The following is a 19,967-nucleotide window of genomic DNA, read 5'->3' on the forward strand; positions in this document are numbered from 1 at the left end:
CGGCAAGGGCACGCTATTTTCGGGAGCCTGTTTCGTGATCCGTGCCCGCCGCCTGACGCTGCTTGCGTCGCTGATGCTGTCCGGCATCGCCACCGCCCCGGCCATGGCCGAACTGCCCCGCCTGTTGCCGGTGCCCGCGCAGATGCGGGAAGGGCAGGGCGTTTTTCTCATCAGCTCGACCACGCCGATCCGGGTGCCTGTCGGCGATGCCGCTGCCCGCAACGCGGCCGAGCGGTTCGCCGATCTGGTCGCGCGCAGCCGGGGCTTTCGTCCCCGGATCGAGACGGGCGCTGACGCCAACAATGCGATAGTGTTCCGCCGCGCCAAGACCGGTGCAGCGGAATCCTACACCCTCGACGTGACCGGCAAGGGTGCCACGATCGCCGCCGGCGACGATGCGGGGCTGCTCTATGGCGCGGTGACGCTGTGGCAGGCGATGACGCAGGATCAGGCTGCTGGCCCGGTATCGGTCGCGGCGATGCACATTGCCGACGCGCCGCGCTTCCAGTGGCGCGGGCTGATGCTCGACAGCGCCCGCCATTTCCAGTCGCCCGCCTATGTGCGCCAGTTGATCGACTGGATGGCGGTCAACAAGCTCAACCGGCTACACTGGCATCTGGTCGATGATCAGGGCTGGCGTATCGAGATTCCCAAATATCCGCGCCTCACGGAAGTTTCCGCCTGGCGCGTGCCCGCTGGCGCACCCGGCGCGCCGCCGCTGCCCAAGGTCGGTGGCTTCTACACCCAGGCCGAAATTCGCGATATCGTCGCCTACGCCGCCGCGCGCGGCGTCATGATCGTGCCGGAGATCGAGATGCCGGGCCATGCGCTGGCGGCGATCCGCGCCTATCCTAAGCTCGGCATGGGCGTGCCGATCCCGCCGGGCACGGAGTCCGACTGGGGCGTCTTCCCCTGGCTCTATAATGCCGATGACGCGACCTTTGGCTTTCTGGAGGACGTGCTGACCGATGTGATGGCGCTGTTCCCGTCGCCCTATATCCATATCGGCGGCGACGAGGCGGTGAAGGACCAGTGGAAATCCTCGCCGGCGATGCAGGCGAAGATGAAGGCGCTGGGCATCAGCAGCGAGGATGCGATGCAGGGCTGGTTCATGCACCGCATCGACGATTTCCTGACCAAGCATGGTCGCAAGCCGATCGGTTGGGACGAGATATTGGAAGGCGGCGCCTCGCCCCATGCCACCATCACCTCCTGGCGCGGGATCGAGGGGGCGGTGACCGCCGCCAAGTCCGGCCATGACGCGATATTGAGCCCGGCGCCGATCCTCTATTTCGACAATCGCCAGGGCTTTGGGCCGCTGGAGTCGCCGGGGCGCGGCCATCTGTCCGACCTGCACAGCGTCTATGACTTCAATCCCGAACCCGAAGGGCTGAGCGCCGCCGAGCAGCAGCATATATTGGGGCTGCAGGGCAATCTCTTCACCGAGCATGTCCGCACCGAGGAACGCGCCCAGTGGCAGCAATTCCCGCGCGGCAGCGCCGTCGCCGAAATCGGCTGGTCGCCGGTCGCGAGCCATGATTTTGCCAGCTTCATGGACCGGCTGGTGCCGCAGATGACGCGGATGGGAACGCTGGGCCTGAAGCCCGCGATCAGCGCGCTGACGGTGACGGCGAAGACGGATTATGCGTCAGGCGACAAGGCGGCGCGGGTGACGCTGGAAAGCCAGTCGGGCTTTCCGATCCATTATACGCTGGACGGCAGCGCGGTGACGCCACGCGCGCCGGTCTACAAGGACGGTCTCAGCCTGCCGGTCGGCACCCGGTTGCGGGCCGGCACCGTCTGGCGCGGCGGGATGATGCCGGGCGCGATCGACATCGGTCTCGACGCGTCCTTCCTGCGCCGCCGCACCGACGAGCAACTGGCAAGCTGCGCCAACAAGGTCGTGCTCTCGCTGGAGGATGATGCCCCGGCGCAGGGCGAGCGGGCGCATTTCCTGATCGATATCTTGCAGCCTTGCTGGCTCTATGTCGACGCCCCGGTTGGCGGCGCGTCCAGGATCGCGATCGAGGTCGGCCAGCTTCCGTTCAATTTCCAGATCGGCAAGGATCGCGACGCCATCCATTTCCGCCCCCCGGCGACCCCGGCGGGCGAGATGGAAGTGCGGGCCGGCAATTGCGAGGGCGAGCGCATCGCCGTGCTGCCGCTGGCGCCGGCGGTCGGGAACCCGGAAGTGACCCGGCTGGTCGGGCCGATCGCGCCGCGCAGCGGCAAGGCAAATTTGTGCATCACCTATACGGCGAAGGATGTTGAGCCCCTATGGGCGATCAAGCAGGTGGAACTGATCCCATGAGCGGGATGATGGCCAGCGTGACCTTGCGCGCGCCCCTGGCGGGCTGGCTGGCGCCGATCGAAAGCGTGCCCGATCCGGTTTTTGCCGAGGGGATGATGGGTGAGGGCTTTGCCATCGACCCGATCGCAGGCGAAGTCCGCGCGCCGGCCGACGCGACCGTGCTGACGGTGGCGCCGACCGGCCATTCGGTCTCGCTGCGCCTGGCCAATGGCGCGGAACTGCTGATCCATGTCGGGCTGGAGACGGTGACGCTGGGCGGCAAGGGCTTTACGCCGAAAGTGAAGCCGGGCGATGCCGTTGCGACCGGAGACCTGCTGATCGGTTTCGATCTCGACGCCGTGGCGCAAGGGGCCAAGGCGCTGATCACGCCGGTGGTGCTGGCGGGCGAGGGCTATGCCCTGTCGCTGGAGCCGCTCGACCGGCGGGTCGGCTGGCAGGATGGCGTTGCGCGGATCACGGCGCTGGCGCCTGCAGCGGTCAAAGGTGACAGCGAAGGTGACAGCCATCAACGGGTCGTGTGCGTCGACGCCCCCCATGGCATCCACGCCCGTCCGGCCGCGCGGATCGCGGCGCTGCTCCGCACCTTCGTCGCGCCGGTGGCGATCGTGCGGGACGGCAAGAGCGTCAATGCGCGCAGCACCGTTGGGCTGCTTGGCCTTGGCGTGCGTAGCGGCGATGAGATCATCATCCGGGGCGAAGGCAGCGATGCCCGCGCGGCGGTCGAGGCGCTGGTGGCGCTGATCGAAGCGGGGCTGGGTGAGGAGGCGAAGGTCGATCATCCCGCGCCCGCGCCGGTCGTGCCGCAGCACGGCCCGGTGACGGCTGCGCCGGGGCTCGCAATCGGACAGGTGGTGCAGCTGCGCGTCGCCGATGTCGACGTGCCGCGCGACGGGCAGGGCGGCGCGGCCGAACATGCCGCGCTCGCGCGGGCGATGGCGACAGTCGATGCCGAATTGTCGGCGGGCCATGGCCTGGCGGCCGAGATTGCGGCGGCGCATCGCGCGCTGCTGGCCGACCCGGAACTGGCCGAGGCGGCCGGGCACCAGATCGATGCCGGGCGCAGCGCCGCCTTCGCCTGGCGCCATGCGACCGCCCAGGCGGCCGAGGCGATCCGTGCGACCGGCGATCCGCTGCTGATGGAACGTGTCGCCGACCTGATCGATATCGAGCGACAGCTGATCGCCGCCCTGCTTGGCAGCGAGGCAAGCGCGGTGCCGCCGCTGCCCCCTCAAAGCATATTGATCGCTGAGGATCTGCTCCCCTCGCAGTTCCTGGCGCTCGATAGGGACCGTCTGGCCGGAATCTGCACGGCGGCCGGCGGTCCCACTTCCCATGTCGCGATCCTCGCGGCGTCGGCCGGCATCCCGATGCTGGTCGCCGCCGGCCGGGATGTGCTGGCCATCGCCGAGGGGCGGACGGTCATCCTGGACGCGGACGGGGCGCGGATCGATGCCGATCCGGGCGTGAACACATTGTCGGAGGTCAGCGCGCGGATCGCCGCCGCGCGCGAGCAGCGCAGCCGCGACCGGGCGCAGGCTCATGCCGATTGTCGCATGGCCGACGGCACCCGGATCGAGATTTTCGCCAATCTGGGATCGCAGGCCGATGCCGCCGCCGCCGTGGCGGCCGGGGCCGAGGGGTGCGGCCTGCTGCGCACCGAATTCCTGTTTCTGGAGCGGGCGGAGGCGCCGGACGAGGCCGAACAACGAGAAATATATTCCGGTATCGCAACGACATTGGGCGATCGGCCGCTGATCGTGCGGACGCTCGACATTGGCGGCGACAAGCCGGTGCCCTATCTGCCGATGGCGGCCGAGGAAAATCCGGCGCTGGGCTTGCGCGGCGTGCGCCTCAGCCTCGCCCGGCCGGACTTGATGCAGGTACAGTTGCGCGCGATCCTGCGCGCCGTGCCGGCGGACCAGTGCCGCATCATGCTGCCGATGATTGTGGACCTGTCCGACTATCGCGCGGTCAGGGCGATGCTGGACGCGGAAAAGGCGGCGCTGGGTATCGACGCGCCGGTGCCGCTGGGCGTGATGATCGAGACGCCGGCGGCGGCGATGCTGGCGGACATGCTGGCGGCCGAGGCCGATTTCCTGTCGATCGGTACCAATGACCTGACCCAATATACGCTGGCCGTCGATCGCGGCAACGCGGCGGTGTCGCACCGGATCGATGCGCTGCATCCCGCGGTACTGCGCCTGATCCGCGAAGTCGGGCACGGCGCGCAGCGTCATGGCCGCTGGGCCGGCGTCTGTGGCGGCCTTGCCTCCGACCCGCTCGCCGCACCGATCCTGATCGGCCTTGGCATCACCGAATTGTCGGCCACGCCCGCCGCCATTGCCCGGTTGAAGGCGGTGGTGCGCACGCTCGACATGGCCCGTTGCATCGACCTGGCGGAGCGCGCCTGCGCCGCCGAAAGCCCCGCTGCCGTGCGCGAAATGGCTCAAGGAGTCCTGCCATGAGCTTCCGTCCCGCCAACCTGCTGGCCCGGCTACAGCCCCTTGGCCGGGCGCTGATGCTGCCGATTGCGGTGTTGCCGATCGCCGCGCTGCTGCTGCGCCTTGGCCAGCCCGACATGCTCGCCATTCCCTTCGTCGCGGCAGCGGGCGACGCGATCTTCTCCAATCTCGGCCTGCTTTTCGCCGCCGGTGTCGCCGTGGGCCTCGCCCGCGAAAATCATGGCGCGGCGAGCCTCGCCGGGGTGATCGCCTATCTGGTGACGACCGAGGGCGCGAAGGTATTGCTGGTCCTGCCGCCCGACGTGGCGGAGGCGGCGCAGGCCGCCTGGCGCGCCAAGGAAATCGCCAAGGTCTCCGTGCCGGCCGGCATCCTGTCGGGCATCGTCGCGGGCCTGCTCTACAACCGCTTTTCCGACATCAAGCTGCCCGACTATCTGGCCTTCTTCGCCGGGCGCCGGTTCGTGCCGATCGTCGCGGGGCTGGCCGGCCTGTTCGGCGCGCTGATGTTCGGCCTTGGCTTCCCCTGGATCGAGGCGGGGATCGATCGCCTGAGCCAATGGGTGGTGGCGGCCGGACCGCTCGGCCTGTTCGTCTATGGCCTGCTCAACCGGTTGCTGCTGATTACCGGGCTGCACCACATCATCAACAATGTCGCCTGGTTCCTGCTTGGTGACTTCCATGGCGCGACCGGCGATATCAAGCGCTTCTTCGCGGGCGATCCGACCGCTGGTGGTTTCATGTCGGGCTTCTTCCCGGTGATGATGTTCGGCCTGCCGGCCGCCTGCCTCGCCATGTATCGCACCGCTTTGCCGGATCGGCGCAAGCGCGTCGGTGGCCTGCTGCTCAGCCTTGCGCTCACCTCCTTCCTCACCGGCGTGACCGAACCGATCGAGTTCAGCTTCATCTTCCTGGCGCCGATCCTCTATGTCGTCCATGCGGTGCTGACCGGCCTGTCGATGGTGGTCATGGACGCGCTGGGCGTGAAGCTGGGCTTCGGCTTTTCCGCTGGCCTGTTCGACTATCTGATGAATTATGGTCTGGCGACCAAGCCGCTGATGCTGATCCCGGTCGGGCTTGTCTATTTCGCTGTCTATTATGCCACCTTCAGCTGGTGCATCCGCCGCTTCAACCTGAAGACGCCGGGACGCGAGGATGAAGCTGCCGCTGCGGTGGACATGCCGAACGTGGCCGGTGCGCGCGGGCCGGCGATGGTCGCGGCGCTGGGCGGGAAGTCCAATGTACGATCGGTCGATGCCTGTACCACCCGGCTGCGTCTGGTGCTGGGCGACAGTGCAATCGCGGACGAGGCCCGTTTGCGGGCGCTGGGCGCGCGCGGCGTCGTCCGCCTGCGCGACGGCGGTTTCCAGGTGGTGCTGGGGCCGATCGCCGATCAGGTCGCAGCGGAGATCCGCAGCGCGCTGGCCGGGCATGATCCGGCGCCGATCGCGGGCACGTCCGATCTGGTCGCTCTGCTCAAGGGCGCCGGCGTGCGCGCGGTCGAGCCGCGCGGCACGCGCCTTCTGGTGCGCGTCGATCGGCCCGCTGCCGTGGACGCGGCGGCGTTGCGGGGCGCCGGGGTCAAGGCCTGGGTGCTGCCGGCATCGGCCGATGGCTGGCTGCACCTGATCCTGGGCGATCAGGTGCAGCCACTGGCGGAAGCGTTGCGGGCCGCCTAGCCGAGCGCAATCCGGCGCGTGATGCCGATCGCGTCGAGAAAGCGCGCGTCATGGCTGACGACCAGCAGGGCGCCATCATAGCCGCGCAGCCCAGCCTCCACCGCCTGGATCGCTTCGAGGTCGAGATGGTTGGTCGGCTCGTCGAGGATCAGCAGTGGCGGCGGCGCGCTGCCCAGCACACAGGCCAGGCCCGCGCGCAGCATCTGCCCGCCGCTGAGGCTAACGACCCGTTGCAGCGCAGCGTCGCCGCGAAAACGGAAATGGGCGAGCAGGGCGCGACGGCCATTTTCGTCGAGTTCGGGATGCAGGCGCGCGAGATTGTCCGCGATCGATAGGGCAGGATCGAGCAGCGCGGCGGTTTGGTCCAGTACGGCGTGGCGCACCGGGCGGTCGATCCGTCCGGCGAGCGGCGGCAATGTGCCGGCCATGGTCGCAAGCAGGCTGGTCTTGCCCGATCCATTGGGGCCGGTGATGGCGATCCGTTCCGGCCCTTCGACCAGCAGGTCGACATGCGCCAGCAAGGGCGTGGCGGGATCATGGCCGACGCTGACATCGGTGAGGCGCAGGACGATCCGATCCGGCGCCAGGCCAGTCGAGGGCAGGGCGATGCGGATCGGCTCCAATATCTCGACCCGGCTGCGTGCGGCTTGCGCCTGATCCTCCGCCTCGGCGCGCAGCCGCTCCGCGACATGGCGGCCAGCGGCGGAAGAGGCTTCCGCCTGGTTCTTGCGCGCGCCGATCAGGATGCGGGGCATGTCGCCGCGCGCGCCCTTGCGGGCGCCGGCGGCGTCGCGTCGCTGCTGGCGCTCGGTCGCGAGCTGGGCCTTGCGCGCGGCCTGCTTGACCTGTCGTTCCGCGATGTCGAGATCATGGGCGGCGGCGGTGAGTTCGACCGCCTTGCGCGCGCGATAATGGGACCAGTTGCCGCCATAGCGCTGGGCGCCGAGGCCGGTAAGTTCGACGATCGCGTCGACGCGCTCCAGCAACTCGCGATCATGGCTGACGAGGATCAGGCCGGCGCGCCAGCCATCGACCAGTTCGGCGACGGCCGCGCGCCCGGCCCGGTCGAGATTGTTGGTCGGTTCGTCCAGCAACAGGAAATCGGGGGCTTCCAGGATCGCGCCGGCGAGCGCGGCGCGGGTGCGCTGGCCGCCCGACAAAGTGCAAAGCCGGGTATCCGGCCCGGCAGCGAGCCCGACCCGCTCCAGCGCGGCGTCGATCCGGCTTTCGAGCGTCCAGTCGGCATCGGCCAGTTGCTCGGCGGTGGCATCGCCACTTTCGGCGAGGCGCAGCAGGGCGATGGCATCGGCCACGCCCCACAGATCGGCGATCCGTTCATCCGCGCCGAACTGCACGGCCTGGCGCAGGCGGGCGAGCCGGCCCTGCACGGCGATGCTGCCGCTGCTGGGGGTGAGATCGCCGGCGATCAGGCGCAGCAAGGTCGTCTTGCCGACGCCGTTGCGGCCGACAAGGGCGGTGCGCTCGCTCTGGAAACGAAGGTCTAGACCGGAAAGGACGGACTGGCCGTCAGGCGTGGTCCAGCCGAGATTGGAACAGGATATGGCGGGCATGAGCATGAATTTCCCTGGCAGCGTTGCGGATCGGCATTGCGGTCAGGTTGAAATCCACGGCACGGTCTCTTTTCTGGTGAATTGAGGCATCAATTTAGCTGCGATCGCCGCCCTGTTCAAGCGCCGGGCCGCACAGGACAAACATCGGCATCGCGATAAACGACGAAAAATCGCGCTTTTCTGCGGCTTGGCGGGATGTTTTCGCCTGTCGGTGCGCATGCTGTCGCCGGCCGTGGACTTGTGCCGTCGGGCGCTGCTCCGCCATGGCAGGGCGGAACAAAGATTTCCTCGGAGGGGAACCATGAGCATAGCCGTCTTCGACTGTTCGGATATCGACCAATATCTCGGCAAGCCGATGCAGCCTGCGCGGATGCGCGAGCCGATCCACAATAATGACATCCGCCGCTGGGCGCAGGCGATGCATTATCCCAATCTGCTCCATTATGATGCCGATTATGCCGCCGAGGGGCGCTGGGGCCGGCTGGTCGCGCCGCAGAGCTTTGCCGTGACGATGGATGACGGCCATGGCGCCGGGCCGGCCTGCGTGGGTGCCATCCCCAATTCGCATCTGCTGTTCGGCGGCGATGAATGGTGGTTCTATGGCCCGCGTATCCAGGGCGGCGACCTGGTCCATAATGAGCGCATCCCGTTCGACTATACGGTCAAGGATACCAAGTTCGCCGGGCCGACCTGTTTCCAGCGTGGCGACAATAATTATTACAACCAGAATGGCGAACTGATTGCCAAGCAGCGCTCCACCTCGATCCGCTATCTGGCCGAGGCGGGGCGCGAGAAGACGACCGATGTGGTCGAGGGCACCGAAGATCCGGTGTGGAGCGACGAGGAACTGGCGCAGATCCAGGATCGCAAGTTCGACTGGGTGCAGATGCTGCACGAACTGGGCCATGGCAAACGTTATTGGGACGATATCCAGATCGGCGCCGCGCTGCCTGAACGTGTCATCGGCCCGCACAGCATCGCCAGTTTCACCACCGAATGGCGCGCCTATCTGTTCACCATCTGGGGCGGCACGCACCGGCGCACCGATCTCGACATGGAGGCGCTCGGCTTCGTCAAGGAAATGGCGGGGCATGAAAATGACCCGGTGATGGAGCGGATCAATCCGGAACTGACCGACGGCGCCTATTTCGGGCCGTCGCGCGGCCATCTCTTCCCGCGCTGGGCCCGCTTCATCGGCATGCCGCGGGCCTATGGCTATGGTGCATCGATGGGCGCATGGATCGTCGATTATCTGGCCGGCTGGGCCGGCGAATGGGGCATGGTGACCCATTCGGTCGCTTCCTATCGCGGGCCGGCCTTCACCGGCGACATCACGATCATGACCGGCACGGTGGTCGACAAGTTCGTCGACGATGACGGTCGCGACGTGGTGCAGATCGACTGCCGCATGGTCAATCAGCTGGGCACGACCCTGGCGACCGCCAAGGCGGAAGTTGCATTGCCGCGCAAATAAGCGCGGCAATGGCCGCGGCGCGTTTTTGCGGCTCGCGGTGCCAAGATGTTGAAGCAAAAAGGGGATTTTCCTGCGTGCGACGAACGGTGCGTCGCACGCAGCGCCCGCAATGCCGCAACTTCTTCGAATTTCTAAAGATTTTGTTAACCATTTTACTCTAGGTTTTCCTTGGATATCAGGGAGAACAGGGCCATGCGCTCCGACGCAGAAAGCCTTCTGGCCCGGCTGGGGCGCCGGGATTTTCGCTATCGCGAGTTCGCGGACAGTTTCGCGGACATGGAGTTGTGGCCGATCTTCGAGGCCCTGCTGACCGACCCGCGCGTGGTCGGACGTCCCCTGTCCAAACTGGAAGCGCGCGAGGCCGAAGCCGTGCTGGCGATCCGCCGCGCCGAGCCCGAGCAACATGTGCCCGCACCCCGCGCCAATGTGACCAGCATGTTCGACGCCTATCAGGACGCGCCACCATCCGCTGCGCCGCGCGGCAATCTGCGCGATTTCCTGGGCCATCTGTCGAACGATCCCGACAAGCGAGATTATTGATGCCGCTGATCCTCTGTCATTCGCCCAAGGGCGGCGTCGGCACCAGCTTCATCGCGGCGCAACTGGCGATCCATCTGGCGCAGCGCGGGCATGATGTCAGCGCGCTCGACTTCACCTATCAGGATTCTCTCAAGCTCTATTTCGGCCTGACCCCGGCCCAGGGCCTGCCGGAACTGAACGACGGCAGCGCGGACCAGATCGCGGTGTCGGGCGTCGCGCTCTTTTCCGCCTATGGCCTGCGCCGTGACGCGACCTTCCAGGATCTGCTGGGCAAGCCGGATCATTCGCCGTTCGCCGGCAAGAAGATCTTCATTGCCGATGTGGCGGCGGGTGACCGCGAGACCAAGGACATGTTGTTGCCGCATGCCGCCCTGCATGTCTGCCCCCTGCATCCGCGTCCCGGATCGCTCGCGGCCCTGCCCAAGGTCGAGCCGGGCACGGCGACGATCGATCTCGCCAAGACCGGGTTCGTGCTCAACCATCTGGACGATACCCATCGCCTGTCGCGCCACACGCATATCTTCCTGCGCGAACTGTTCGGCAGCAAGCTGCTCGGCACGATCCGCCGTGACGAGGCGGTGAACGAGGCAAGCGCGATGTTCGAGCCGCTGGCCCGCTTCGCGCCGGCCAGCGTGGCGCTCAACGATCTGCGCAGGCTGGTCACGACCGTGGAACAGGCGGCTGGCCTGGTTGAGGCGGCCGAGGAGGCTACTTCGTGAAGGCCCGGCAGGCGATCCTGAGCAACGGGTTGCTGGTGCTGGCCGGGCTGTTCGCCCTGCTGGCGATCACCGTGCCGCTCGATCTGGAAGCGCAGTGGATCTTTGCCGGCATCACCATCGTGGGCGCGACCATATTGGGGCGGATGCGCAGCCGTCGTGCCCTGCTGGTGCTCGCGATCCTGTCGATGATCGTATCGACCCGCTACATGTTCTGGCGCACCACCGAAACGCTGGAGTTTGGCACCCTGGCAGAATTCCTGTTGGGGTCTGGCCTGTATCTGGCCGAAGTCTATGCCTGGCTGATCCTGGTGCTGGGCTTCCTCCAGACCGGCTGGCCGCTCGACCGTGAAGTCGTGGAGATCGAGGGTGAGCCCGATCAATGGCCCAGCGTCGACGTCTATGTCCCGACCTATAATGAAAGCCTGGAGATCGTTCGCAACACCGTGTTCGCGGCGATGGACATGGATTATCCCGCCGATCGTTTCCGCGTCTTCATCCTGGATGACGGTCGCCGGCCCGAATTTCAGGCGTTCGCGCGCCAGGCCGGCTGCGGCTATCTGACCCGCGGCGACAATCTTCATGCCAAGGCCGGCAACCTCAATGCCGCGATGAAGAAGACCAATGGCGAACTGATCGCCATCTTCGACTGCGACCATGTGCCGACCCGCGCCTTCCTGCAGATGACCGTCGGCTGGTTCCAGCAGGATCCCAAGCTGGCGCTGATGCAGACGCCGCACCATTTCTATTCGCCCGATCCGGCCCAGCGCAACCTGGGCACGGTGCGCGACCTGCCGGGTGAGGGCGACCTGTTCTATGGTGCGGTCCAGTCTGGCAACGATCTTTGGAACGCGACCTTCTTCTGCGGTTCCTGCGCAGTCATCCGCCGCGATGCGCTGGCCCAGACCAACGGCTTTGCCGGTGAGACGGTGACCGAGGACGCCCATACCGCGTTGAAATTGCAGCGCATGGGCTGGAATACCGCCTATATCGGCGCGCGCCTGTCCGCTGGCCTCGCGACCGAACGGCTGGTGCTGCATATCGGCCAGCGCATCCGCTGGGCGCGCGGCATGACCCAGATCCTGCGGATCGACAATCCGCTGTTCGGGCGCGGCCTCAATTGGCAGCAGCGGCTTTGCTACCTGAATGCGATGCTGCATTTCCAGTTTCCGCTGCCGCGCATCGTCTTCCTGACCAGCCCGCTTGCCTATCTGATCTTCGGCCAGAACATCATCCATGCCTCGGCATCGCTGATCTTCGCCTATGCGCTGCCGCATCTGGTCTGTTCGATGACATCGTCGGCGAATACGCAGGGCGGGGATCGCCGACCGTTCTGGGGTGAAATCTACGAGACGATTCTGGCCTTTCACCTGGCGCGCCCGACGGTCATGACCTTCTTCCAGCCGCGCAAGGGCAAGTTCAACGTGACGGACAAGGGCAGCCTGCTCGACCGGACCTATTTCGACCTGTCGACGGTGCGCCCGCACCTGATCTGCATCGGCCTCATCATCTTCGGCATCGGGCTGGCGATCGTGAAGCGGGTCTTCTTCCCGCATCTGTTCAACATCCAGACCGATACGCTGGTGCTGAACGTCGTCTGGGCCGTGTTCAGTCTGATCATCCTGATCGCCGCCGTTTCGGTCGCGCGCGAGACGCGGCAGGCGCGCGAATATATCCGCATCGTCACCGAATTGCCGGTCACTCTCTACATGGCCGATGGCTATGTGATCGACGCGACGACGATCGACATTTCGATGGGGGGCGCGGCGATCGCCGTGCCGCCCGACTTCCCGCTGCGCGACCGGCGCGTCGCCTATATGTCGCTGCCGATGGGCGACGAGAAGCTGACGATCCCGGTCGAAATGGTCCGGTTCGATCGGGGCGAGGTCAATCTGCGCTTCCAGGAACTGGACATGATCTCTTCGCGCCACCTTGTCCGCGCGGTGATGGGCCGTGCCGATGCATGGCAGCCCGCTGCCCCCCGCAAGCCGGTTTCGGCCCTGCACTCTCTCTGGGATATCATCGTGGTCGACTATATGACCCTCAAGCGCCTGTTCCGCCTCAACCGCACGGAGCGCCGCAAGCAGAAGAAGGCCGTTCGCCTGGCCGCCGCGGCGAAAGCCGCCAAGCAGGCTGCGGCCGCATTGCTGGGCCTGGCCGCGATCGGGACGCTGCTGCTCGCAGGCAGCGGTCACGCCTTCGCGCAGGCGGCACAGGCACCTGCCGCGACGCTGGCACCCGCCACCGCGGCGGGCGTGCAGAAGCAGCGGCTCAGCTTCCGCGACCTGCAGGTCAAGATGCCGATCCGCCTGGCCGGGACGCGCGGCGAAATCGGCATTCCCTTCGGCATGCGCCGCAACGAGGTGGTGACCGATAGCAGCCTGACGCTGAACTTCGCTTGGTCGCCGGCCATGCTCGGCGATCTCAGCCAACTGGTCGTGTTGCTGAACGGCGAGGTGGTCCGCACCATTCGCCTTACCCCGGCGGAATCCGGTGGTCAGAACATCACCATTCCGGTCAATCCGGCGCTGTTCCTGCCGGGCGACAACCAGCTGAACCTGCGCCTGGTCGGCCATTATGCGCGCGATTGCGAGGATCCGTTCCACAGTTCGCTCTGGGCCAATATCAGCAATGTCCGGTCCTGGTTCGACCTCAGCGTCCAGACGCTGCCGATGGCGCCGGATCTGGGCCGTCTGCCCGGTCCCTTCTTTGATCGGCACGACAATCTGCCGCTGCGCCTGCCCTTCGTCTTCGCCGGCACGCCGCGCGCTGGCGAGCTGGAGGCGGCCGCCAGCCTGGCTTCCTGGTTGGGTGCGCAAGCCAGCTATCGCGGCTTTTCGTTCAAGCCGGTCTACAACCAGATCCCGACCGGAAACGCGATCCTGTTCGCGACGCCGGACCGGCCGATCGCCGGCCTCAACCTGTCGATCACCGGGCCGAGCGCCACCGTCATCCGCAATCCTCGCGACACGTTCGGCGAATTGCTGGTGGTGATGGGCCGCAACGCCAGCGAATTGAAGCTGGCCGCTGCGGCGATCGCCAGCGGTCGCGGCGTGCTGAGCGGCGCGCGGATGAACTTTGATGGCGTCCGCATCCCGACCTTTGCGCGCTATGCCGCGCCGCGCTGGCTGCGCACCGACCGCCCGGTCCAGCTGGGCGAGATCATGGATGCCAATGCGCTGCAGGGCATGGGCCTGCCGCCTGGCCCGCTGTCGGCGCGCTTCCGGGTCGCGCCCGATCTCTTCTTCTGGCCGCGCCAGGGCGGTCGCCTCGACCTGCGCTATCGCTATCCGGCGGCCAAATGGCTTGATCGTCGCGCCTCGCGTCTCGATGTCTCGATCAACAACCAGTATCTCCGCACGCTGCCGCTCGCCGGGGCTGGCTGGTGGGACAGCCTGTTCGGGGCGCAGGGCGCATCGTCCAACGATTCCAGCGCCTCGATCGTGTTGCCGCGCTACAATCTGTTCGGCCAGAACGAGCTGATTTTCGACTATAATCTGATCATTGCCGACAAGAAAAAGTGCGAAGGGACGCTGCCCGACAATGTCCGGGTCAGCGTGCGTCCGAGCAGCAGCATCGACCTCAGCCGCGCCTATCATGCGCTGCACATGCCCGATCTCGCGACCTTTGCCGGCGCCGGCTATCCCTTCACCATCCGTCCCGACCTGTCGGAAACCACGGTGCTGATGGGCGGCCAGCCTTCCGCCGGGGCGGTCGAGGCCTTCCTGGTGCTGATGGGCCGCATGGGCGATTCCACCGGCGCGCCAGTGACCGGGGTCGTCGTCGCCAACGCTGTCGATGGCGAGCGGCTGCAGGGGCGTGACATCATCGTTATCGGCGGCAGCAGCGTCGCGGGTTCCGACCAGCTCTTTGCCGGCGCGCCGGTCCGCTATGAAAATGGCCGGCTGCAGGTGACGGAGATGAGCCCGATCCAGCGCATCTTCGCCTTCTTCTCGCCGTTCGATCGATCGGGTGATGGCGAAGCGGACGCGTTTGTCACCTCGTCCAGCGGCTTTGCCGGCATTGTCGGCTTCGAATCCCCGTTCGAGGGTGGTCGCAGCGTCGTGGCCCTGCTGGCGGACGATCCGCGCGCCTTGCCCGATCTGGTCGGCGGCATGGCCGATGCCAAGATCAACGCCCAGATCCAGGGCGACCTGGCCGTCACCAGCGGCGACGGGATGAGCAGCTTTGCGGTCGGACCCGGCTATTGGGTCGGTTACCTGCCCTTCTGGATGAAGGCGGCCTTCTGGCTGAGCCAGCGGCCGTTGCTGATGGCCGCCTGCGGCCTGCTCGCGGCGCTCATCCTCGCCGGACCGCTTTATCTCTATCTCAGCCGGCAGCAGCGCCGCCGCCTGAGCAAGGAGGATGAGGCATGAGCCGCACCCTCCGCCTGCCTGTCACCTGCGCCGCCCTGGCGCTGGCCTGCATGGCGCCGATGCCCACGCTGGCCGAAGTGCCGGGCGTCGCGCCGCTGATCCAGCAGGGCCGCTACTGGCAGTCCAAGGGGCGACAGGATCTGGCAAACCAGGCCTATCGCCGGGCACTGGCGCTCGATCCCAATAATGCCGAAGCGCGCAAGGGACTGGCCGGCCCGCCGCCCAAGGCACAGCCGGCACCGAAACCCACGCCCGCGCCAGCGCCGGCACGGCGCGCCGAAGCGACGCCACGCCCGACGCCCACGCCGACAGCGGCTCCCTCGGCGGCAAATCGGACGCAAGCAGCGCGCCCGAGCGGCAATGTAGGCGGTGGCGCGTCGCGCGCGAGCGGTTTCAAGGCGCTCGACGCCAATGATCTGGATGGCGCCGAGCGGGCGTTCGAGCGCGCCGTGGCCGCCAATCGCAATGATGCCGACGCGCTGGGCGGTCTTGGCCTGGTGCGCTTGCGCCAGGGGCGCTTCGGCGAAGCGCGTGACCTGCTCGATCAGGCATCGCAGCGCGGTTCAGCGGCGCAATGGGCGCAGGCGCTGGCCTCCGCCCGCTTCTTTGGCGGGCTTGCGGATGCGCGTGCGGCGCTGGCGCAGGGCCGGCTTGGCGAAGCGCAGGCCGATGCCGAGGCGCTGGTCCGTTCCGGCTATCCGCAGCGTGGCCCGGCGCTCGAATTGCTGGCCGATATCTATGAGCGGCAGGGGCGCTATGCCGATGCGGCAGACCTTTACCGGCAGGCAAATGAAGGGGCCAAGCAGTCCGATGGTCGGCTGGCGAGCCGGGCGGCGCGCGATCGCGCCCGTGCCGCGGCCGCGCGCGGCGATGATGTCACCGCCGAACAGGAATTTCATTCCGGCCTGTTGCTGGACCAGCAGGATCCGTGGATCCGTTATGAGTTTGCCCGTTATCTGATCCAGCGCCAGCGCCTGCCCGAGGCGGAATCGCTGATCAACTCGCTGGGATCGTCGAGTGATCCCGACTGGCTTTATGCCGCTGCGCTGCTCAACGCCGATCGCGGCCGGGCGTCGGCCGCCGATACGCTGATGGCGCGGATTCCCGAAATGCAGCGTACGGAACAGATGCGCAATTTCGCTGTCGGCCTGAAGGTGGACGGCGCGATCGAGCGGGCCAAGGCGATGGCCGCGCAGGGGCGGCAGGCCGATGCGCTGATGGCACTGCGCCAACTGGCCGCGACCCCCGGCATCGACCCGACCAAGCAGGCTGCTGTGGCCGATGCGATGTTCGAACTGGGTGACCGGGAAGGAGCGGCGCAACTGGCGCAGCAGGCGCTGACCGCCGGGACCATCACCGACCCGGCCGGCTATGAACCGATCGTGCGCGTGCTGGCCAAGACCGGGCGCGATGCCTTTGCCACCAGCGCCGTGCAGCGCGCCGCGCAACTGGCGGGCAATACGCCCGACGGCCAGCGTGTCGTCGCGCGGATGAACGGCATCATGGCGGCGTCGCAGGCCGATCGGCTGCGGCTCGCAGGCCAGAACGCGCAGGCCTTCGACCTGCTGCAGGGCGCGTGGAACGCTGCGCCGGGCAATCAGGAAGTGCTGGCCGCGCTGGCACGGCTTTATCAGTCGGGTGGTATGCCGGCTCAGGCGGCGCAGACCTACCAACTGGTCCTGGCCCAGTCGCCCAATGACAAGGGCGCGCTGATGGGCCTGATCGAGACGGCGGGCGCAGCGGGCGACAAGGATCTGGCACGCGCCACGATCGAGCGCGCCTTGCAGCAATCGCCCAATGATTATCAGATCTACATGGCGGCGGCGCGGATGGAGCAGGCGCGGGGCGACGAGGGCGCCGCGCTGCGCTACCTGAAGCGCGCGAAGGAAGTCTATGCCGCGCAGAGCGGCGCAGGCAATGTCACTGCCAGCAATCCCTTTGCCGCGACGATGCAGGGCAACAACCCGTTCCGCAACCAGTCGGCTGCGGCCGCCCCGGCGGCGGTCAATCCGTTCGCGCTGGGATCGGGCGCGCGGCTGGCCGGACAAGCGCCGTCACCGGCAGGCATGGCGTTCGCGCCGATGCCGCAGGCTGGCGAAGCCGGCGGATTCCCGCCGGCGGTCGTGGCCCAGTCTGCGCCGATGCCGGGCGGTTATCCGGCGGTTGGCGTGCCGGCGTCCGCGCCGGGCGGATCGATGATGACAAGCGGCGATCCGGTGATGGACCGTATCCAGACCGAGATCCGCACCCTGACCCGCGACAGTGGCCCGCGCGCCGAACTGCGCACCGGCTATCGCGAGCGATCGGGTGAAGCGGGCCTGAGCGAACTCAAGGAACTGACCGGATCGGCCGAAGTCTCCACCAGCCTTGGCAACGGCCGGATCAAGGCGAGGGCGGAAGCCGTGGTGCTGGATGCCGGCCGCCCCAGCCGGTCGGGGCTTGCCCGCTTCGGTCGCAATGCGACGCCCGAAGCGCAGGGGATCGTCGATCAGGAAGAATCCGCACTGGTGGACGCCGATACCCAGCATGCGTCCGGCGTGGCGCTGTCGGCTGCTTATGAGACGCCGCTGCTGAAGCTGGAGGCTGGCGTCACGCCACTCGGTTTCGAGGATAGCGACGTCACCTGGCATGCAGCGATCAGCCCGCGCTTCTCGCCCTATGCGACGGCCCGCGCCTGGTTCGAGCGCAAGCCGGTGACCGACAGCGTCCTGTCCTATGCTGGCACACGCGATCCCGTGACCGGGGCGATGTGGGGCCAGGTGATGCGGACCGGTGGCGGCGCATCCTTCTCCTATGATCAGGATGGGGCGGGGGTCTATGGCGACCTGTCCTATTATAAATATGCCGGGCATGATGTCCGCAAGAACCATGGCTTCCAGGCGAACGTCGGTGGCTATCTGCCCTTCTATCGCGGCGACCGTTCGTCGATCACCGGCGGCGTCAATGTGAACTATCAGGATTTCGACAATAATCAGAACTACTTCACCTACGGCTTTGGCGGCTATTTCAGCCCGCAGAGCTTCTTCAGCATCAGCCTGCCGGTGCGTTATGCCTATGCGTCGGACCTGCTGGAGGTGAAGGCGGGCGTGGCGCCTGGCTATCAGAGCTACAGCCAGGATCAGGTCAATGTCTATCCGACCGATCCGGCGGCACAGGCGGTGCTGGATGGCCTCAAGGCCCAGAACAGCGATGTGCGCTCCTATTATGACAGCCTGAGCAAGACCGGCTTTGCCCTTTCGGCGGACGGCTCGATCTATTATCGTGTCAGTCCCAGCACGCGGGTCGGCGGTGAGATGAGCATCAACACCTTCGGCAGCTATGACGAGTTCAAGTCGCTGATTGGGATCAAACAGTCTCTGGGAGGCAATTGATGATCCGGGAAGCCGTGGAATATCAGCCCGCCGAAACCGATCAGTGGACGATGGACGGGCTGTCGCTGCTGACCGCGATGATTGGCAGCGAGGTGTTCGGCACCGCGACCCGTGGCCAGGCCGACGCCTTTTTTGGCGCAGTCGGTCGGCGCATCGCGTCGCTGCTTCAGGTCGCCGACATTTCGGACGGGGATGCGCTGATGGCGCGGATCAACCGGCTGTGGCGGACGTTGGGCTGGGGTGAGGCGCAATTGCGAATGACGGACGATGCAATCATGATCCAGCATGTCGGTTTGCCCGAAACGCTTCAGGGCGATGTCGATGGCCGCTGGGCGGACATGGCGCCGCCGCTGCTGCGTGGCGCCTATGATGCCTGGTTCCGGGCGCTGGGCGGCGGCGCGGACCTGCATACATCCGTGCTGCAATGGCGCGACGGCATCATGGAAATACGCCATGGGCGTTGACCGGCGTGCGTTGCTGGTGGGGATGGGACTGGTTTTCACGGCAGCCTGCGCCAAGGCGCGCCAGCCGCGGGGCAGCAGCGTGAGCAATGGCGACTGGGCCCGGTTCAAGGCGGCGTTTCTCGACCCGTCCGGCCGCATCATCGACAATGGCAATGGCGGTGTCAGCCATAGCGAGGGGCAGGGTTATGGCCTGGGCCTGGCATTGTGGAACGATGACCGGGAAGCATTCGACGCCATCCTGCGCTGGACCGATAGCAATCTGGTCCGGCCCGACATGGCGCTTTACGCCTGGCGTTATGATCCCCGGCAGCCCAATCCGGTGGCCGACACCAATAATGCGACCGATGGCGACCTGTTCATCGCCTGGGCACTGGCGGAGGCGGCCAAAAGCTGGGGCGAGGGGCGTTATGCCACCCGCTCGGCCGAGATCCGCGCCGCCATCCGCCAGCATCTGGTGCTGGAACGCCATGGGCGCACATTGCTGCTGCCCGGCCTGCAGGGCTTCGTCACGCCGGAGGCGGTGACGCTCAACCCTTCCTATTTCGTCTGGCCCGCGCTCGACGCCTTCCGTCGCCTGGATGGCGAGGCGGCCTGGGGGCGGATCATCAGCGACAGCGAAGCGCTGATGGCGGCGGCGCAATTCGGTCCGCTCAAGCTGCCGACCGATTGGGTGGATGTGACGGGGCATGACATGGTCGTGCCGGCCGTGGGCAAGCCCGCCCGTTTCGGCTTCGACGCGATCCGCGTGCCGCTCTACGCCCAGGCCGGGCGCCGGGCGGCGCTGCTGAAGCCGATCCGCGACTATTGGCAGGGCTATGTGACCCGGCAACAGCCGATCCCGGCCTGGGTCGATGTCCAGTCCGGGGAGGTCGCGCCCTATGCCCTGTCGGCGGGTGGCATGGCGATTGCCGGCAAGATCATGGGCCTGCCGCAACCGGCAGGCCTGTCGACCGATTATTATGCCGCCTCCTTGCAGATGCTGGCCGGCAAGCTCGCCTGATCGGGG

Annotated in this window: 11 protein-coding genes; 10 read left to right on the forward strand and 1 reads right to left on the reverse strand. The window is 66.9% G+C overall.

All coding sequences use genetic code 11. The features are described from left to right. Positions 1–34 precede the first annotated feature (34 nt). From DIZ22_RS05895 to nagE, 3 genes are read left to right on the forward strand one after another with little or no spacing between them, the layout of a single operon-like run. Positions 35–2,311 (forward strand): family 20 glycosylhydrolase, encoded by a 2,277-nt coding sequence (locus tag DIZ22_RS05895; RefSeq protein ID WP_048936545.1) that lies wholly within the window; start codon positions 35–37, stop codon positions 2,309–2,311. Beyond that, entirely contained in the window at positions 2,308–4,776 is a 2,469-nt protein-coding gene (ptsP, locus tag DIZ22_RS05900; protein ID WP_048936544.1) for a phosphoenolpyruvate--protein phosphotransferase, read from the forward strand. The genes DIZ22_RS05895 and ptsP overlap by 4 nt, the downstream gene beginning before the upstream one ends. Next, positions 4,773–6,449, forward strand: coding sequence for an N-acetylglucosamine-specific PTS transporter subunit IIBC (nagE, locus tag DIZ22_RS05905; RefSeq protein ID WP_048936543.1), 1,677 nt, complete (start codon positions 4,773–4,775; stop codon positions 6,447–6,449). Before ptsP ends, nagE begins: the two co-directional genes overlap by 4 nt. Here nagE and DIZ22_RS05910 read toward each other — a convergent pair. Then, complete coding sequence (locus tag DIZ22_RS05910) at positions 6,446–8,026, reverse strand: ABC-F family ATP-binding cassette domain-containing protein (protein ID WP_122928033.1); 1,581 nt, start codon at positions 8,024–8,026, stop codon at positions 6,446–6,448. The genes nagE and DIZ22_RS05910 overlap by 4 nt on opposite strands. A 295-nt stretch (positions 8,027–8,321) precedes the next feature. Between DIZ22_RS05910 and DIZ22_RS05915 the strand changes: the two genes are divergently transcribed. The 7 genes from DIZ22_RS05915 (at position 8,322) to DIZ22_RS05945 (ending at position 19,961) form a co-directional block, all read left to right on the forward strand. Continuing rightward, positions 8,322–9,494, forward strand: a complete 1,173-nt coding sequence (locus DIZ22_RS05915) for a MaoC family dehydratase N-terminal domain-containing protein (protein ID WP_037521545.1) — start codon at positions 8,322–8,324, stop codon at positions 9,492–9,494. 192 nt (positions 9,495–9,686) lie between these two features. Further along, the gene (locus DIZ22_RS05920; RefSeq protein ID WP_048936541.1) at positions 9,687–10,034 is read left to right on the forward strand and encodes a hypothetical protein; all 348 of its coding nucleotides are present in this window, start codon (positions 9,687–9,689) and stop codon (positions 10,032–10,034) included. Next, positions 10,034–10,753 (forward strand): cellulose synthase operon protein YhjQ/BcsQ, encoded by a 720-nt coding sequence (locus DIZ22_RS05925; RefSeq protein WP_004212465.1) that lies wholly within the window; start codon positions 10,034–10,036, stop codon positions 10,751–10,753. The genes DIZ22_RS05920 and DIZ22_RS05925 overlap by 1 nt, the downstream gene beginning before the upstream one ends. Then, on the forward strand, positions 10,750–15,126 hold the full coding sequence (gene bcsA, locus DIZ22_RS05930) for a UDP-forming cellulose synthase catalytic subunit (protein WP_122928034.1): 4,377 nt from the start codon (positions 10,750–10,752) through the stop codon (positions 15,124–15,126). Before DIZ22_RS05925 ends, bcsA begins: the two co-directional genes overlap by 4 nt. Further along, a complete protein-coding gene (locus DIZ22_RS05935) occupies positions 15,123–18,497 on the forward strand; it encodes a cellulose biosynthesis protein BcsC (RefSeq protein ID WP_053094323.1) in 3,375 nt (1,124 codons plus the stop codon). The genes bcsA and DIZ22_RS05935 overlap by 4 nt, the downstream gene beginning before the upstream one ends. Beyond that, positions 18,497–18,961 carry a hypothetical protein gene (locus tag DIZ22_RS05940; protein WP_010339109.1) on the forward strand — a complete coding sequence of 155 codons (465 nt, stop codon included), beginning with the start codon at positions 18,497–18,499 and terminating at the stop codon, positions 18,959–18,961. The genes DIZ22_RS05935 and DIZ22_RS05940 overlap by 1 nt, the downstream gene beginning before the upstream one ends. Then, complete coding sequence (locus tag DIZ22_RS05945; protein WP_048936539.1) at positions 18,951–19,961, forward strand: glycosyl hydrolase family 8; 1,011 nt, start codon at positions 18,951–18,953, stop codon at positions 19,959–19,961. The genes DIZ22_RS05940 and DIZ22_RS05945 overlap by 11 nt, the downstream gene beginning before the upstream one ends. Positions 19,962–19,967: the final 6 nt, after the last annotated feature.

It is taken from the genome of Sphingobium sp. LF-16, assembly GCF_003711185.1.
GTDB lineage: Bacteria > Pseudomonadota > Alphaproteobacteria > Sphingomonadales > Sphingomonadaceae > Sphingobium > Sphingobium yanoikuyae_A.

What these genes read in the sequence shown, in the direction of transcription:
- ptsP (WP_048936544.1), top strand. Translation starts at nt 2,308, where the DNA reads ATGAGCGGGATGATGGCCAGCGTGACCTTGCGCGCGCCCCTGGCGGGC.
- nagE (WP_048936543.1), top strand. Translation starts at nt 4,773, where the DNA reads ATGAGCTTCCGTCCCGCCAACCTGCTGGCCCGGCTACAGCCCCTTGGC.
- DIZ22_RS05910 (WP_122928033.1), bottom strand. Translation starts at nt 8,026, where the DNA reads ATGCTCATGCCCGCCATATCCTGTTCCAATCTCGGCTGGACCACGCCT.
- DIZ22_RS05915 (WP_037521545.1), top strand. Translation starts at nt 8,322, where the DNA reads ATGAGCATAGCCGTCTTCGACTGTTCGGATATCGACCAATATCTCGGC.
- DIZ22_RS05920 (WP_048936541.1), top strand. Translation starts at nt 9,687, where the DNA reads ATGCGCTCCGACGCAGAAAGCCTTCTGGCCCGGCTGGGGCGCCGGGAT.
- DIZ22_RS05925 (WP_004212465.1), top strand. Translation starts at nt 10,034, where the DNA reads ATGCCGCTGATCCTCTGTCATTCGCCCAAGGGCGGCGTCGGCACCAGC.
- DIZ22_RS05935 (WP_053094323.1), top strand. Translation starts at nt 15,123, where the DNA reads ATGAGCCGCACCCTCCGCCTGCCTGTCACCTGCGCCGCCCTGGCGCTG.
- DIZ22_RS05940 (WP_010339109.1), top strand. Translation starts at nt 18,497, where the DNA reads ATGATCCGGGAAGCCGTGGAATATCAGCCCGCCGAAACCGATCAGTGG.
- DIZ22_RS05945 (WP_048936539.1), top strand. Translation starts at nt 18,951, where the DNA reads ATGGGCGTTGACCGGCGTGCGTTGCTGGTGGGGATGGGACTGGTTTTC.